The sequence below is a fragment of the Paenibacillus odorifer genome, assembly GCF_000758725.1.
Taxonomy (GTDB): Bacteria; Bacillota; Bacilli; order Paenibacillales; family Paenibacillaceae; genus Paenibacillus_AQ; species Paenibacillus_AQ odorifer.
This window is the reverse complement of the sequence record NZ_CP009428.1, coordinates 6447926-6465475: the sequence shown is the minus strand read 5'-3', so window position 1 is coordinate 6465475 and position 17550 is coordinate 6447926. Positions and strand designations below refer to the sequence as shown.

At 44.7% G+C, this 17550-nt stretch carries 12 protein-coding genes; 9 read left to right on the top strand and 3 right to left on the bottom strand.

Annotation, left to right across the window (positions count from 1 at the left end):
• The first annotated feature begins 357 nt into the window (after positions 1-357).
• The 4 genes from PODO_RS28245 to PODO_RS28230 all read left to right on the top strand — a co-directional run bounded on the left by PODO_RS28245 (position 358) and on the right by PODO_RS28230 (position 6820).
• Positions 358-735, top strand: a complete 378-nt coding sequence (locus PODO_RS28245; RefSeq protein WP_162164270.1) for a MarR family winged helix-turn-helix transcriptional regulator — start codon at positions 358-360, stop codon at positions 733-735.
• The gene (locus PODO_RS28240) at positions 728-2488 is read left to right on the top strand and encodes an ABC transporter ATP-binding protein (RefSeq protein ID WP_036681991.1); all 1761 of its coding nucleotides are present in this window, start codon (positions 728-730) and stop codon (positions 2486-2488) included. Before PODO_RS28245 ends, PODO_RS28240 begins: the two co-directional genes overlap by 8 nt.
• Positions 2485-4383, top strand: coding sequence for an ABC transporter ATP-binding protein (locus PODO_RS28235; RefSeq protein WP_036681989.1), 1899 nt, complete (start codon positions 2485-2487; stop codon positions 4381-4383). The genes PODO_RS28240 and PODO_RS28235 overlap by 4 nt, the downstream gene beginning before the upstream one ends.
• Before the next feature lie 211 nt (positions 4384-4594).
• Entirely contained in the window at positions 4595-6820 is a 2226-nt protein-coding gene (locus PODO_RS28230) for an MMPL family transporter (RefSeq protein WP_038573692.1), read from the top strand.
• A 559-nt stretch (positions 6821-7379) separates the two neighbouring features.
• On the opposite strand, the gene PODO_RS28225 is transcribed toward PODO_RS28230, so the two are convergent.
• The 3 genes from PODO_RS28225 to PODO_RS28215 form a co-directional block, all read right to left on the bottom strand.
• On the bottom strand, positions 7380-7691 hold the full coding sequence (locus PODO_RS28225; RefSeq protein WP_038573690.1) for an antibiotic biosynthesis monooxygenase: 312 nt from the start codon (positions 7689-7691) through the stop codon (positions 7380-7382).
• Between the two features lie 986 nt (positions 7692-8677).
• Entirely contained in the window at positions 8678-9397 is a 720-nt protein-coding gene (locus PODO_RS28220; RefSeq protein WP_036681981.1) for a 3-ketoacyl-ACP reductase, read from the bottom strand.
• A gap of 148 nt (positions 9398-9545) precedes the next feature.
• The gene (locus PODO_RS28215; protein WP_038573688.1) at positions 9546-11093 is read right to left on the bottom strand and encodes an FAD-dependent oxidoreductase; all 1548 of its coding nucleotides are present in this window, start codon (positions 11091-11093) and stop codon (positions 9546-9548) included.
• A gap of 159 nt (positions 11094-11252) precedes the next feature.
• Between PODO_RS28215 and PODO_RS28210 the strand changes: the two genes are divergently transcribed.
• The 5 genes from PODO_RS28210 (at position 11253) to PODO_RS28190 (ending at position 17526) form a co-directional block, all read left to right on the top strand.
• Positions 11253-12611 (top strand): spore germination protein, encoded by a 1359-nt coding sequence (locus PODO_RS28210; protein ID WP_052097379.1) that lies wholly within the window; start codon positions 11253-11255, stop codon positions 12609-12611.
• A complete protein-coding gene (locus PODO_RS28205; RefSeq protein ID WP_038573685.1) occupies positions 12611-13711 on the top strand; it encodes a GerAB/ArcD/ProY family transporter in 1101 nt (366 codons plus the stop codon). Before PODO_RS28210 ends, PODO_RS28205 begins: the two co-directional genes overlap by 1 nt.
• Positions 13708-14805 (top strand): Ger(x)C family spore germination protein, encoded by a 1098-nt coding sequence (locus tag PODO_RS28200; protein WP_038573684.1) that lies wholly within the window; start codon positions 13708-13710, stop codon positions 14803-14805. The genes PODO_RS28205 and PODO_RS28200 overlap by 4 nt, the downstream gene beginning before the upstream one ends.
• 91 nt (positions 14806-14896) lie before the next feature.
• Positions 14897-15292 carry a Fur family transcriptional regulator gene (locus tag PODO_RS28195; RefSeq protein ID WP_036681969.1) on the top strand — a complete coding sequence of 132 codons (396 nt, stop codon included), beginning with the start codon at positions 14897-14899 and terminating at the stop codon, positions 15290-15292.
• Positions 15293-15510: 218 nt separating this feature from the next.
• The gene (locus PODO_RS28190) at positions 15511-17526 is read left to right on the top strand and encodes a methyl-accepting chemotaxis protein (protein WP_038573683.1); all 2016 of its coding nucleotides are present in this window, start codon (positions 15511-15513) and stop codon (positions 17524-17526) included.
• Positions 17527-17550: the final 24 nt, after the last annotated feature.

The window sequence follows — 17550 nt, the reverse complement described above, 5'->3', positions numbered from 1 at the left end:
GCACGGAGCAGGATTCTAAAGGTTATCCTTGGCAATATTTTATATACAGATACATAAACCGATAACTACTCCCTTGCACTCGTGCTGGGGAGTTTTCTTTTTCGTAATAATTGATAGCGTATTCATAATTTGACAAAGCAATCCGGCGAAAATATAATTAGGTAGCCTAAATAATATAGTGTTTAATAATTAGTTGACCTAACTAAAATAGAGGTGAAGGAAATTGGGATAAACGGAGGAAATACAGAAAATACTGAAAATTCAGTCGCACACGGGCTTTTTGCGGCGATGAAACGCCTGCATAAAGCTCAATGGCAAAAGGGCGTTGAGGGCCACAAGCCAAGTGAGATGACTTTAATGATATGCATTGAAAAATGGAATCATTCTGATGAAGAGGGTCTTAAGGTGTCTGAAATCAGCCGACTACTTGGATTCACTCCTCCTACCATCACGCAGCTGATTAACAGTCTTGAAGCGAAACAGATGGTGGAAAGACACGCGGATCCTTCGGACCGAAGAGTTGTACGCGTAAAATTGACGGAACGTGGAAAAGAACTCACACGAAAAGCGGAACATTATCGTGATGTGATGCTTGATAAGCTTGTACAACACTTAGGCGAAAAAGACACTAAACAGCTCACTGAGCTATTGCTTAAGGTACATGAATACGTTGAGGATAATCCACCACCTGATTGGGATAGGCTACAAATGAACGGAGATGAGAAGCTTGATTAAATTATTTAAACAACTGAAGCCTTTTAGGGTAGCTATTGGTGCTGTATTAATCCTTGTATTTTTGCAGTCCATGGGTGATTTATACCTTCCTACTCTGATGTCTGACATCGTCGACAAAGGGATCGTTCAAGGAGATCGCGCTTATATTTGGAAAATAGGTAGTTTCATGCTCATGGTTGCAGGTGGCGGTGCTTTATGTTCGGTAATTGCCAGTTACTTATCGGCAAAAGTGGCGGCTGGGTTTGGTAAAATCACGCGTGCTCGAGTCTTTAATCATGTAGAGAATTTCACTCTGCATGAATTCGATAAGTTAGGTACAGCATCTTTGATTACACGTACAACAAATGATATTACACAAGTTCAAACCGTACTTACTATGATGTTGCGCATGATGATCGGGGCACCGATGATGATGATTGGTGGTATCATCATGGCAGTATCTGAAGATGCTAAATTATCATTGATTTTTGTAGTCGTTATTCCTGTACTTGTTGGGGCGATCTTCTTTATTGGGATGAAGGGTCTGCCACTGTTTAAAGCCATTCAGATTAAGCTTGATAAATTAAACCTGGTGCTGCGTGAGCATCTGACAGGTATTCGTGTTATTCGTTCTTTTAACCGGATTGATCATGAGAATAGACGTTTCACCGAAGCTAACCGTGATCTTACGGATACAGCTATCAAGGTCAACAAAATCATGGCCGGCCTGATGCCGCTGATGATGATTGTAATGAACTTTTCTATGATTGCTATTCTTTATTTTGGTGGAATTCGAATTGGTGACGGCGATCTGCAAGTTGGGTCCCTGATGGCATTTATCCAATATGCGATGCAAATTATGTTCTCTCTGATTATGGTATCGATGATGTTCGTGTTAATTCCGCGTGCTTCAGCTTCAGCCGTGCGTATCAATGAGGTACTGGATATGCAGCCTGAATTTACAGATCCTACTGAGAGTGAACTGCATACAACAGCTCAAGCTACTAAAAAAGACGGACGCGATTCTTTACGTGGTTTTGTTGAGTTTGAGAATGTATCTTTTTCCTATCCAGGGGCAGAACAGCCTGCACTTTCGAAAATTAGCTTTAGTGCTCGTCCGGGTGAAGTTACCGCAATTATCGGGGGTACCGGATCGGGTAAATCTACGCTGCTTAGCCTGATTCCAAGGTTCTATGATGTTAATGAAGGTGCTGTACGCGTAGACGGAGTGGATGTGCGTGAGATGACACAGGAAGAGCTGCGGAGCAAAATCGGTTACATCCCTCAAAAAGCAGTATTGTTCTCGGGTACGATTAATGAGAACATCCGCTACGGTAAAGAGGATGCTACGGATGAAGAAATCATTCATGCATCCAAGGTGGCTCAAGCCTACGATTTCGTATCCGCGATGAAGGATGGGTTTGACTCGGAAATTGCCCAAGGCGGGAATAACGTCTCTGGTGGTCAGAAACAGCGGTTGTCCATTGCTCGGGCGCTTGTGAGAAAACCTGAGGTGTATCTGTTCGACGATAGCTTCTCAGCTCTTGATTTCAAGACAGATGCCAAACTTCGCGCGGCTCTCAAAGCTGAAACTACGGAATCCACCGTATTGATCGTAGCTCAGCGGGTTAGCACCGTTATGGATGCGGACCGGATTATTGTAATTGATGAGGGTGAAATTGCTGGAATGGGCACTCACCGTGAACTGCTCGAGAGCAGTGATGTGTACCGCGAGATCGTATCCTCGCAGCTGTCAGAGGAGGAAATAGCATGAGCGAACAAAACAGAGAACATAAGCCTGCAGCTCCCCGCGGCCATAAAGGTCCGGGTGGACCGGGTGGCGGTCCTGGAATGAGGATGCCGGCAGAAAAGGCTAAAGATTTTAAAGGTACACTTCGTCGCTTGATCAAATATTTACGCCCACGTATGGTTCAATTGATTATTGTACTAATTATGGCGATTGCCAGTACGGTGTTCAGTATCTTCAGTCCGAAGGTTATGGGTAAAGCTACAACCAAACTGTTCGAAGGTGCTTACGGCAAATTGATGGGTGTAGAGGGTGCCTCCATTGATTTTGGATATATTAATGATATTCTGATCCTGCTCGCGGGATTGTATCTGCTTAGTGCTTTGTTTAGTTACATTCAGCAATATGTAATGGCTGGAGTAGCGCAGAAGGTAGTTTATGACATGCGTGAGCAGATCAACAGCAAGCTGGAGCGTTTACCTTTAAAGTATTTTGACTCCCGTACACACGGGGAAATTCTCAGCCGTGCTACGAATGACGTGGATAACATCAGTACCACGTTGCAGCAAAGTTTAACGCAGCTGATTACCTCAATCGTCACTATTATTGGTGTTATTGTGATGATGCTTACCATCAGCCCATGGCTGACTTTAATCACGATTACTACGTTGCCACTCAGCTTTATTGTGATTATGGCGATCTCCAAACGTTCGCAGACTTATTTTGTGAGACAGCAGAAATCGCTTGGTCAGTTGAATGGTCATGTAGAGGAAATGTATACAGGGCACCGGATTATTAAAGCTTTCGGCCGCGAACCGCAGTCGCTTAAAGATTTTGATGAAATAAACGATAAGCTATATGATTCTGGCTGGCGCTCCCAATTTATGTCGGGTATGATTATGCCGCTTATGATGTTTATCGGTAACTTGGGTTATGTGCTTATCTGTGTTGTGGGTGGTATTTTTGTTACTAAAAAAATGATTGATGTCGGGGATATCCAAGCCTTCATTCAATATTCACGTCAGTTCACCCAGCCGATTGCACAAACGGCTAATATTGCTAACATTATTCAATCCACCATTGCTTCCGCAGAACGTGTATTTGAACTTCTGGATGAAGAAGAGGAAGTCAAAGAAGTTAATACTACACTTGTGAAGCTTGATGAAGGTGCTCCGGAAGGCTCCGTTGAGTTCCGTCATGTGAAATTCGGATATAAAGAGGATGCTATTCTGATTGAGGACATGAATATTGAGGTTAGTCCAGGTCAGACTATAGCTATTGTCGGTCCTACTGGTGCTGGTAAAACCACTTTGATTAACCTGTTGATGCGCTTCTACGAGCTTAACGACGGGGAAATTATCATTGATGGCGTCAACATTACCGATATGAAACGGAGTGACCTACGCAGTAAATTTGGTATGGTGCTTCAGGATACCTGGCTCTTCAACGGTACGATTCGTGATAACATTGCTTACGGTCATGAAGGTGCATCAGAAGCTGATGTGGTGCGGGCGGCCAAGGCTGCGCATGCTGATCACTTTATCCGCACACTTCCGCTTGGCTACAATACGGTGTTAAATGAAGAAGCTTCTAATATTTCACAAGGACAGAAGCAGTTGATTACTATTGCTCGCGCTATTCTTGCTGATCCATCGATCCTCATTCTTGATGAAGCAACGAGCAGTGTCGACACACGGACTGAATTGCTGATTCAAAAAGCGATGAATGCGCTGATGCAAAACAGAACAAGCTTCGTTATTGCCCACCGTCTCTCGACGATTCGTGATGCGGATCTCATTCTTGTCATGAACCAAGGTAGTGTAATCGAGAAAGGCAACCACGAAGAACTGCTGGCACAAGGCGGATTCTATGCGGATCTCTATAACAGTCAGTTCTCTGAAGGGGATTTGGACGTAGGCTAAATTGAAGTGAAGAAAAAAGTATAGTTAATCATAAACCCCTCTTTTCACATGATGCTGATTTTTTATGTGAAGAGAGGGGTATTTTATATGTGATGAGGTGCTTTAATTTTTCTGAAAAATAAAAAAAGTTTGATTAAAAATTAAAGCATATATATGATAGAATAAAAAATGACCCGCGGCTCATTTTTAAGGCTGCAAGGTAAAGGAGAGGATGAAGGGAATGTCAGGCTACGGAAAATGGGTGGCAGGAAAAAAGACGAAGTGGATTACTCTTCTCGTATGGATAGTGCTTGTAGGTGCACTTACCCTGTTATGGCCTGCAGTGAATTCTCAGGTTGCTAATAATGCGCCTAACCTCCCAGATGATTCACAATCGGTACAGGCAGCAGCTATTGCAGAACAAGAATTCCCTAGTGGAAGTGGAGTGCCGGCGCTGCTCGTATGGCATAGAGAAGGTGGGCTTTCACAAGATGATTTAGTACATATCACTGCTGTGTACAAGAAGTTGGAGCAGCAACCATTGCCCCATCAGAATTTTGTTCCACCATTAGGACAACTGCCGCCACAAGCATTACAAGCCTCGTTATCTGAGGATCTTAGTACGCTGGTAACCCCAGTGCTTTTTGATAAAACGGCAGATAGTGATCAGCTCGGCGAAGCTGTGACAGAAATGAAGAAGATCATAAACACGGAGACGGGCGGAGACCCCTCTGCTGCTAAGGTAGATGGAAAAGACCTGAGTTTACGTGTTACAGGTCCAGTGGGCATCTCCATAGATGCTACAGGGCTGTTCAAAAACGCAGACGTTTCCTTGTTAATTGCTACGGTTATGCTTGTTCTGGTGTTCTTATTGGTGATCTATCGTTCGCCGATATTGGCGTTTATTCCGCTTATTGCGGTTGGGTTCGCTTATGGCGTAACTAGCCCGATTCTTGGAAAAATGGCGCAAGAAGGCTGGATCACAGTGGATTCACAGGCGATCTCGATTATGACCGTTTTGTTATTCGGAGCTGGTACGGACTATTGTCTGTTCCTGATTTCACGGTTCCGGCAGTTGTTGAAGGTAGAGGAGAGCAAGAGTCGTGCCCTTCTTCGCTCCATTACCGAATCTTCAGGTGCAATTGCTATGAGCGGCTTCACCGTCGTGCTCGCGCTGTTCGCATTATTGCTGGCTAAGTATGGAGCTTATCATCGTTTTGCCATTCCATTTAGCGTGTCGATCTTCATCATGGGAATTGCCAGTCTAACCCTCGTACCAGCACTGCTGGCGATCTTCGGACGGACCTCGTTCTTCCCATTCATTCCGCGCACACCGCAAATGGAGGTAGAACGGGCTAAGGCTAAAGGCAAACCTGTTCCTGAACCCAAGGTTTCCCGTAAAAAGGGCATTGGCGGCTTGGTAGTAACCCGGCCTTGGGCTATCGTAGGTGTGACCGTTATCGGCCTGGGGATTCTGGCTTCATTCTCCAGTGGCATCAAATTTACCTATGATATCCTATCCTCTTTTCCTAAAAATATGGAGTCCCGCGAAGGGTTCGACCTTATTGGCAAACAGTTCTCCCCCGGAGAATTGGCTCCAGCGAAGCTGATTATTGATACCCAAGGAAAAGCGAGTGGAGAGGATCTAAAGGTCATTCTTGGCGGACTTACCTATGTGGACACGGTTTCCGATCCGCAGCAGGGGGCAGTAAACAAAGATATTGTTGGTTTTGATATTGAATTTAAAAGCAATCCTTATTCACTAGAAGCGATGGGGCATATTCCTACCCTTCTTGATACCGCAGAGCAGGCATTAATCGATGTAGACGTTGCGAACCCTGCGGATCATGTGTGGGTAAGCGGACAGACGGCAACACAGCACGACACTAAAGAGATTGGAGATCGGGATACCGATCTGATTATCCCCGTGGTCATCGGAATGATCACCTTACTGTTGTTGATATATCTGCGTTCAATAGTGGCCACCATCTATCTGGTCGGCACCGTTATTCTCTCCTTCTTCTCAGCGCTTGGCTTAGGCTGGATTATCATTCACTATGTGATGGGAGCTGATGCCATTCAGGGAGCGATCCCACTGTATTCCTTTGTTTTCTTGGTGGCACTTGGAGAAGACTACAACATCTTCATGATCTCGAATATCTGGAAAAAGCGTAAAACCATGCCGCTTAAGCAGGCTATCGCGGAAGGTGTGAATGAGACCAGCTCGGTAATTACCTCTGCGGGCCTCATTCTGGCAGGTACATTTGCTGTATTGGCAAGCTTGCCGATTCAGGTGCTTGTGCAGTTCGGTATCATCACCGCTCTTGGTGTTCTGTTGGATACCTTCGTGGTGCGTCCGTTCCTTGTACCAGCTATTACGACGCTCTTTGGTCGTTGGTCGTTCTGGCCGGGTAAACATCAAGAGGTGGAGACTCCTCAGCCAGATGTAAGTAAATAATGAGTTTATAAACAACAAACAGGGATGTCCCAGAGCCATATTGGCTCCGGACATCCCTGTTTGTTTAGTCTTAGGTCCAGGACATCGCTGGATAATAGTGCTGCTTGTACCAACTAACTGACCTGTATCTAATAGGCTAATCAATAAGTCTGCTGGACGATAATTACTCTAAGTTTTTACTGTAGCAATTAGCATTTAGAAGCGATAACTGTGTTAATTAGCCCGCTGCATTGGTTAGCCAAGAGGTAAAGCCAATTCGTCTGCTACATCAGTTAATCTAGTGGTAAAAGTCAATTAGCTGGCTGTAACGGTTAACCCAGTGGTAAAAGCCAATTAGCTCGTTGCATCGGCTAGCCCGGCGGTAAGAGTTAACTAGCGCGCCGCATCGGTTAACCAAGAGGTAATAGATACTTACCCCGCTGCATTGGTTAACCAAGAGGTAAAGATAATTAGCCCACCTAGCAGTAATAGTTAATTAGTTACTGTACTTATCGGGCAACAATCCCGTACACACTGCTGGTCCAATCTAGCGACTACTCCGATTGGTTAGTCCTAATACTTAGTTACCAGGCGTGCGGCTGATCATTAGCTCATATTTATCGATGGAAGCACCCAGGATTGCGTCATTACCACCAGCACCACGGTGCGACTGACGGAAGGAATCGCTGGAGGTCCAGCCTTTGAACGCATCCTCATTCTCCCATACGGTGCAGATTTTTAATTCCTCGATACCTTCTTTGGCATTTCCGCGCCATACCTCCATACGTACAAACCCAGGCATATCCTGTACACCATTATTTCCTCCGAAACGTTGAGCAATAGCTTCGCCATGACCTTCTTTTACTTTAATAGTATTAGTTACTACCAGCATGATAGATAAACCTCCGATCAGAAAGTTAGTATATTCTCAGGACATTGTGAATCGAAATAATATAACATGAGAACCTTGGAAATTAGCCAAGATTTCAAGGTAACATCGTGTTTTCAACTAACAAAAATAAAAGACCATCCCACAAGACACAAGAATGCGGGCGCTTAATTGCACTTTGTACACTTAAATTATCCGTCACACCACAAACGATCGAATAAGTGTATTCTCTGCAACTAATTTGTGCGAATCTGGTGAATCGACGAGAATAGCCTTCTTTTAACTGTATAGAGTGCAACTAAAGTATGATTTCTCCTCTAATTGCGCTGAATAGATGTACAAAGTGCAACTATTATCTATTTAAACGTTAAGTATTGTGCAAACTCAGGTACCTGCGAAAAATCAAAGTGTCTACTGCAAGTAAAGTGGCTATAGCAAGTTAAAGTAACTACTGCACGTTAAAGCAACTACCGCAAGTAAAGTGCCACCTTAACCGTAATGTTACTCTAAGCCAAAGTGCCAACCCAACTCCAAAGTTTTTACTCAAAACCACCATTACAGCTAGCACCTAATTCCAGTCCCAGTTCCCTAATAAAGCCCCCAAATGAAGTTGCATTGCAGAATGTGCAACAGAATAGCCTGAATGTTATCTGAATAAGGCAGTCTGTTGCATTCTGTACAATAGAATCAAGCCCAAATCGCCTAAAAAGGAGGGGAGCCACTAAACTGATTGCACAAAGTGCAATCACCCAAGGCCTCATCCTCGTCTAGAGCGATTCTATTGTACAAAGTGCAATTAGATAACGGAGCAGAGCAAGCCTGAGGCGTTATCCCGCACAAAGTGCAATCACCCAAGGTTTCACCCTCGACTAGTGGGATTCTATTGCACTAGTGCAATCACCCAAGGCTTCGCCCTCGTCTAGAGCGATTCTATTGCACAAAGTGCAATCACCCCAGATCATCCGGCTCCCTACGCGTCCAGTGCAATTTTATTGCGGATTGGTGGTCCATAGTCCTGCTGTTTTTAGGAAGACGCGATCCGGCAGCTTCAAAGCTGTCAGTGCCAATTCAGCAACATCTTCAGGTTGCATCATGCGGTCTTCGTCACCGATTTTAAGTCCAGCATTGGAAGCTAGGCCAGTGTTCACGGTGCTTGGAGTCAAGGCTACGACGCGGATATTGTGTTTGCGCACTTCTTGTGCGAGGGCTTCGGTCATGCCCATGAGAGCGAACTTGGATGCGCAGTAAGCAGAACCTGTCGCGAAGCCGCGTTCTCCGGCTGTGGATGAAATATTGATGATATTTCCGCCATTTTTCTCAATCATCGCAGGCAGCGCAGCACGGGTTACGTAATAAGTGCCGTAGAGATTAACTTGGATGTGGCGCTCCCAGTCTGCAGGGTCCATTTCTACTAAAGTGCCGAATTTTGCGATCCCGGCATTGTTGATTAATGCATCAAATGCTCCCAGCTCATTTTGCAGGGAAGCAACAGCACGTTCAGCTTCTTCGCGTACGGCGATATCGGCCACGGCAATGCTGACTTTAACGTCATATACTTCCGTTAAGGCTGATTTTAGCGCTTCGAGATCACCTGAAGTTCTGGAGATCAGGCCTAAATTAGCACCTTCCTTAGCCAGTGCCATAGCCAAGGCTTTTCCGATCCCTTTGCCTGCACCAGTAATTACAACACTCTTTCCTCTCAAATCCATCTCTATCGTCACTCTCCTTCAAACTTTTTTGAAGCAGCTGCTTCATTCAAGTCTTATTATACCTGAATGCTATAGGGCAATTACAATCGCCCCTTAGAAAAGGGACTGCAATTTTTCATGAATCCGAACTGCCTTTTCATGAAAAGTATTATTCATGGAGTTTCGTCAGCGGTACCGAAGCAGGGCCCTCTAAAACTTCGCCATCGTAGGAGAAACGGGAGCCGTGGCAAGGGCAATCCCAGGAACGATCCCCGTTGTTCCATTCGCATTCACAGCCCATATGGGTACAGGTTCTATCCACCAGATGAAGTTTACCTTCTGGATCCTTATAAGCTCCCACACGTTTGCCATCATGGAACACAACGGCCCCTTCGTCAGCTTCTAAATCAGTTGTCTTTTTATGGACGATTTCCACTTTGCCCGCCACGAGCTCTTTTGCCACATTGGCATTTTGCACGATGAAGTTTTTTAGGCTGGTGCCAGCTTTGAAGCGGGACGGATCGTACAATTCGGTATACGGATTATCTTTGCGCTGAATCTGATCCGAGATGATCTGTGCAGCCAGCGTACCGCTTGTCATGCCCCATTTTCCAAAACCTGTAGCGATATAAATCTCTTCGTTGTCCGAAATCTTGCCGATGTAGGGCACTCTGTCTAGGGTGATTAAATCCTGTGCTGCCCAGCGGTAAGGGATTGTTTTGATGCCGAGCAGATTTCCTGCGAATAGCTCCAAATTCTCATAATGTCCTATCGTACAGATGCCTTGGCCTGTCTTATGATTGTCTCCCCCGACAATGACCAGATTCCTGCCTTCCCACTCTACTGCACGCAGAGAACGGGTGGGTTCGCTTGCGCTTAGATACATTCCACCCTCAAAATCCGTTTCAGGCTGGATCGCCAGACAGTAGGAACGTTCAGCATGCAGCCGCGAGAAATATAATGCTCCTCCATCGTAGAAGGGGAAATGAGAAGCTGAAACGGCGTAGCGGCAGGTGATCCGATACTCGTCCTTTTCAGTAAAAAGCGTAAGCTTATCGTTCTTCTCCACCTTATCTGCCATCATCGTATGCTCATAGATTACGCCACCTTTATCCTGAATGACCTTCAGCAGGCCCTTCAGATATTGCAGCGGGTGAAAGCGGGCTTGTCCTGGTAATTTAATGGCACCACTGGCCATCAGAGGGATAGAGACGTTATCTAGCCACTCTCCGGGCAGACCCAATTGTTCATAGGCTTTATACTCTTCCTCCAGTTGTTTAAGCGTCTTATGATCTTCAGCATCCGAGTACAGAAAAGCTGCCTCATGTTTCATGCCGCAGGATACTTCAAGTTCCTCAGCCGTATTCTGGATCCAATTCATAGCCTCGCTGTTCGAACGATAATAGAGCCGGGCTTGTTCCTGCCCAAAATGTTTTATCAAATGATGATAGATTAGCCCGTGCTGTGCTGAGATTTTTGCACTGGTAAAACCCGTAGTGCCACTTAGAATTTCCCCTGCTTCCAAGAGCGTGACTTTGTAGCCTGCTTTGCTGAGGAGATAGGCTGTTGTAATGCCTGTAATTCCACCGCCTACCACTGCCACATCTGTAGAAATATCTTCAGCCAGCTTTGGAAAAGTCGGTAAATCCGTGGTATCTCTCCATAATGATTCCGGAAATTGTGGAAGACTTTGCGTTATCTTACGGTTTCGGTCCATCTATTATCCCTCCATCTGTACAATCCTCATCTCATTTATTACCACAGTCCTGTGAAAAGAAACTCCCCGTTCAATTGTGCAGTGCATGAATTCAAAGAAACAGTGCCAAAATAAGGGGGGAACCGGGACGTAAAGGACAAATAGGAGGGATGATGTTCCATGTCAGTTCAACAGGATAAGGACAATATTTCTCTGGAATGGATCAAAGACCAGCTGAACGGGTTCGCGGATTTAATCGATAAGACGATCGTTACCTCTTTTGGGCAGGTCGACCTACTTTATATCAAAAGCGTTGCGGATTCGCAGATCCTCAGCCGAAATGTAATCACACCGTTCTATGAGATGGAGAATATCAACGCTTACCAAAATTACATTATGACGTATCCGGGCAGTGAAGAGGCGACTACGAGAGATAAAGCGATCGAGCTTTTGCTCAGCGGTTATATTCTTCTGGGCTTGAAGGATACGTTCTGTTTCTTTGATGCTATGAATACGGAGATTAGTGGGGTTAATGAAACATCTGCAGAAAGCATTTCTCAGGGACCTTCAGATGCACTAACTGAGGATATTGCAGTGAATATGAACATGATTCGTCGGCGATATCAATCCACCAATCTCAAAATGGAGACCATGGTCATCGGCGATGTCTCCAAAACAAAGATAGCGATTCTATACGATGACAGTCGGGTGGATAAGAATGTTTTAAAGGAATTACGTGAGAAAATGGGGACGTTAAAGGTTGATATTTTGCAGGCTACAGGCGAACTTGAGAAGTTTATAAGCAGTGATAAATTAAGAATACTCCCGAAGTCCATTATCACCGAAAGACCGGACAGGGTTGTGTTTAATTTGTCTGAAGGAAAAGTAGCGATAATGCTTGATACTACGGGTTATGCGATAGTACTGCCGTCTATTTTTAATGACTTTTTCACATCCATGGATGATAAAATCCAATTTCCTATCGTGGGGCGTTTTCTGAAGCTTTTGCGGATTATCGGTGTAGGCATGACACTTTGGCTGCCTGCGTTCTATGTAACCCTCACCTCGTATAATCCAGAAATTATTCGGGTGCAGATTGCACTGCTTATTTCGGGTAGTCGTGCAACAGTACCTTATCCATCTTTTGTGGAAGTGCTTTTAATGCTCATGATGATGGAGTTTCTGACTGAGGCGAGCTTACGGCTCCCCAAGGCGATTGGTCCAACGGCTACAACTGTAGGGGGGCTTATCTTGGGGCAGGCAGCGACGGCAGCAGGACTTGTAGGGAATATCATGATTATATTGGTTTCAGCTGTTGCGATATCCAATTTTCTAATTCCGCTGAATATGATGAGCTTGTCCATACGTGTGCTGAAGTATATTTTTCTTATTGCCGCAGCTTTTTTAGGATTGGTTGGGGTAGTGGTCTGTGTCGTGGGATTTGCCATGTATTTATGCAAACAGCGCAGCTTCGGACAACCTTATTTCAGATTGTTTTTTCTCGATAATCTCGGCAAGAAGAAGGGTGGAGAGCATTGATGGCCAAAAGCCGTTATTTCTACTGTCTTTTTCTGATGAACAGCCTGATCAACATCATTAATTTTGTTCCAAGGGAACTAATAGACAGACGTTTTGGTGGTGCTTTGATGTCCATCCTAATCGGAACGATCTTGGGCACTTTGTTTGTCTATATATTTACTGTACTGATTGCTAAATTCCCCGGCAAGGGATTTCCGGAAATATTTGACTCTTTGCTTCCTAAGAAGTTAGCCAGAATCTTATTGGTCCTTTTTGCTGGCTTATGGTGTGTGGCCGGGGGAGTTACATTGCTTTCCTTTGTAGATATCACGCTGCGGTTTATCAGTCCGGATTCGAATCCCTATACGGTTGTGATCAGTTTTTTAGTCTTGGTCTGCATCTGCTGTCGCTTCGATTCTTTATCACTCTTGTATGGGCTTGAAATCATTCTCAGCGTATCCTTACCGTTAATTATTTATGGCCTCGTAAAAGCGTTGACCAATCCGGACTTCAATTGGGATTCTGTTTTGCAGGTCACTACATACTTCTGGCATAAGCCGGACCTAATGAGCCTTGCGGCGGCTACCTTTTCGTTTAGTGGTTACTTAAACCTGGCCATATTTAATCGGGTATTTCATGGGCTAAAGCTGAAGCATGCCTGGATTTTAGGGGTGGAGGGTCTTTTCGTACTGCTCTTGACTTTTTTAGTTCCCATCGGATATTTTGGAACCGTTGCTATTGATAAACATGTGTATACATGGTTCTCGACGGCCGACAGTATTCGGATGGAATCCTTTATTATTGAACGGATGCTGTTTATTTTTTATTTTGCCTATTTGAGTTTGTCTCTGGTAAGTGTAATTGTTCATTGGCATGGAGGTTTAGAGCTTTTTAAAGGTGCCCTTTCATCTGTAAAAAAACATTCCCCAAAAGCAGAACGCTGGAAAGAGTGGGGCATTCTAAGCTTGTTTAGCGCGATGGTTCTGTCCTTAATGGGGCTGGATCAATATCAGCTTAATATGTTTGGTGCCTGGTTTCTGCAAATTCGCTGGTTTGGTGAGATGTTCATCATCGCTCTGCTGTTTTATTGTTATCGCAAAGTTAGGAGGGGGAAGCTGTGAGAAGAGTACTTGCTGGAATTGGGATTACCTTACTCCTTCTTCTTCCTGGTTGTGACTTCAAGGAGATTGATTTGCGGATTTTCGTGTTAGCAATCGGCGTTGACCAAGGTGCAGAAGAAGGGAATTTTAAGATTAGCTTAAAGCTTGCCATCCCTCAGGGGGATGTTACCAAGATTGATGAGAAGATGCAGATCTTGACGGAGGAGTCTCCAAGCATTTCGGAAGCCCTCCGTAGAATGAAATCCAGAGTGGAAAAGGAGCTTGATTACTCCCATTGTAAATCAATTATTTTGGGGGAGGAGGTTGCCCGTAAAGATATTCTTCATGTTATGGATTGGGCCGTGCGACGTAGAGATATACAGCTTATTATTAATTTTGCAATAGGGCGTCCGGAAGCACTTCAAGTGCTGAAGGTAAGACCCGAATCAGAGCGTATCCCATCGAATTCTCTTATCCTGGCTATGAGTGGACAAGGCACGGAGTCTCCATTTATTTCTAGTGTGTATTCCTATCAGCTGATGAGAAATGTTTTTGAGGAGGGGATTGATCCGATCCTGCCGATTATCGAGACTAAAGGGGAAAAGGAGTTTTTAATTGATAAAATTGCTCTGCTGAATAATGAGAAAATCAAAATGGTTCTTACGCCAAATGAGACCCGGCTATATAATCTGCTGTCACGCCCGAATCTGCGGACTAACTTACCCGCCCATTCCGAGGGAATTATGTTTCAATATTACACAGAGAGGTCATCCTCGCACTATAAAATCGTGACACCAGAGCAAGGGAAAGCTACTATTCGTTATCATATTAAGATAAAAGGTATTCTCGAAGAGAGTAGTAGCCCAGATCTGGTGACTCATAGCATGCTGGAGAAAATTGCAGTTGCTGGGGGAAAAGAACTGGAAGAGGATATCTTAGCATTGCTGACCAAAATTCAAGCAAGTGGCCTTGATCCCTTTGGTTGGGGGCTGCATTATGGAGCAAGACACTTTAATAACGATACGGAAATGAAAGTGTGGAAGGAGCTCTATTCTAAACTTGATTTCCAAGTGAAGGCTGATGTAGATATTAAATATTCAGGAATGATTAGGTAGCTTGTAAAGTAACATGTGGATAAAAATGGGATTGACGTTCCCATCCACAAGATTTATACTTGATCTAAAAATAAGTTAGAGGATGATAGGAATGAAAAGTCTAAATTTGACCTCCCAACGTCAAGCCGTTTACGATATCGTCCTTAATTCACATGACCATCCTACTGCTGCGGAAGTGATGAATCGGCTAGTAGAGCAGGGACATAGCTTAGCATACGGTACTGTATATAACTCTCTGCGTTATCTTTCAGATAAACAAATGATTCGTGAGCTTAAGCTTGGTGAAGCTGCCAGCAGATATGACGCACGTATGGATGATCACCAGCATATCATTTGTGAGGTTTGTGGAGCAGTAGATGAGGTTATGAATCAAGTTCCGCGTGAATGGATGGATACAGTGGCCAAGGATACCGGTTATACCATTGGTCATGCCCATGTAGTATTTGGGGGCGTCTGCCCGAACTGTAAGAACAAAAAGAATAATTAGGATAGAGGTGCCGGAGCCCTGTGCCGCGGCAATAATAAGTATATCGGAAGAGACCGCTTTCATTGAGGCGGCCTTTTTTGTTGCATTTATATGACAATTCTCAAAAAAAATGAGAAAAACGAAGAAAGATAGGAGGAAAATCGGTTCCTAAAACAGATATAAAATTATATATTAAGTCTGGTAAATGTATCCTTGCCTAAGACTCAGATGAGAGAGAGATGATGACATCTATGAAAAAAAATGCGGGTATGACTATCCGTACCAAGTTAATTCTTACATATCTAATAATACTGCTGCTGCCCAGTATTATAATAGGCTGGCGAACCTATCAAGCTGCCAGCCAGGAAGTGGAAGATCAACTGGTGAACAATGCTACCGAAAGTGTGCTGGCCGTAAATGAAATCATTAACTCTAATATTCAATCCAAAATAGATGCGATTTCTTATTTTGCCGCGGAATTTTCATCTGAGGGGATCAACAGTGAGGGATCTGGGGGGACTTCCTCTGCTGTAAAAGCCAGACTGAAGGAATATGTGGCGCTGCATCCGGATGTACTGGACATTTATGTGGGTACAAGCAATGGCAAGGCTATTCATGCTTTAGATGCTAAGCTGCCGGAGGGTTATGATCCAAGGCAGGAAAGCGCCTATATTAATTCTCTGAAGCAAGGGAAAGGGGCTGTGATTTCTCCTGCTTTTCAAACCGTAAATAAGGAAACCGCGGTTGCGATATCAACGGTTCTTAAGGGCGGTGATGGGGTGATCACAATGAATCTTAACCTGTCTACTTTAGGGGAGCTGACCTCAATTAAGGTAGGCAAGGAAGGTTATATCCTCATCGTTGATAACAGCAAGAAGTTTCTAGTTCATCCTACAGAAGCTATCGGGCAGGAATCGTCTGATGATTTTGTTAAGAAAATGTTCGAGAAAGAACAAGGGGTCTTCGATTATGTCTTCAAGGATACGTCCAAAAAGATGACCTTTATGGTCAATGAACTGACGGGTTGGAGAATCGGAGGTACGATCAGCATTGATGAGGTTAACTCAGCAACTAGTAGAATTCGCGATACAGCTCTGCTTGTTATTGTAGTTTCCGTTCTGCTTGCGCTGGTTGTGATTTATTTTAATATTCAATCGATTTTGAGACCGCTTTTCCGGCTGCGGAAAGCAACTGCGGTGATAGCCAAAGGTGATCTGTCGGAAGACATGGGTGTTTTCCGTAAAGATGAAATAGGGCTGCTGGCAGAGAATTTTCAATTAATGGTGATTAGCTTGCGCGAGATGATTATTGGTGTGCAGGAGATGACAAGCAATGTATCCTCCTCAGCGGAAGAACTGACGGCTAGTGCGGATCAGACTGCCCAAACGATTGAGCAGGTAACCATAGCGATTCAGGACGTAGCAGCAGGGACGGAGCGACAGGTGGTTAGTGTACGAAAAGGAATGGAGAGCACTGCTGCTACAGCCAGCGAGGTCGAGCAGATTTCCACATATATGGAGCAAGTATCTACAATGATGGACAAGACCTCACTCTCAGCATCAGAAGGCAATGATTCGGTTATCAGCGTAGTGGACAAAATCAATGGTATCCATGAAACGGTCGGAGAGCTAGGCAGTGTAATTGACAAACTGAATGAGAGAACCAGTCAAATTGAGGGTATTGTTGGCGTTATCACAGGGATTGCCCGCCAGACCAATCTGCTGGCGCTCAATGCTTCCATTGAGGCAGCCAGAGCCGGGGAACAAGGGCGTGGATTTGCGGTGGTTGCTGCCGAGGTGCGTAAGCTGGCAGAGGAATCAGAGAGATCCGCACATTTGATTGCCGAGCAGATTACCGCTATTAATAGTGAAATGCTGCTGGTAACTCATACGATGCAAGACACCAGACAGCGCGTATCCGAAGGTATTGAGGCTGTGGATACTTCCGGCCGTTCTTTCTCCCGTATCCGAAGAGCAGTAAAGAGTGCCGCGGAGAAGATTGAAGCCATGGGCGGGGTTGTGCAGACCTTATTGGTGGAGTCTAATCATATGGAGAAGGCTATTGGGGAAATTCGCGGCATATCGGAAGAGGCGGCTGTGAATACGGAAACTATCGCAACTGCCGCACAAGAACAGCTTGCTTCTGTAGAGGAGATGGCATCTTCGTCTACCGACCTTAGCCGTCTTGCAGAAGAACTGCAAAAGCTGGCGAGCCGCTTTAAGATACACGCTTCTGGCAATAAGAATGATTTCTGATAGGAGAACCGGCTTTTTATCTTC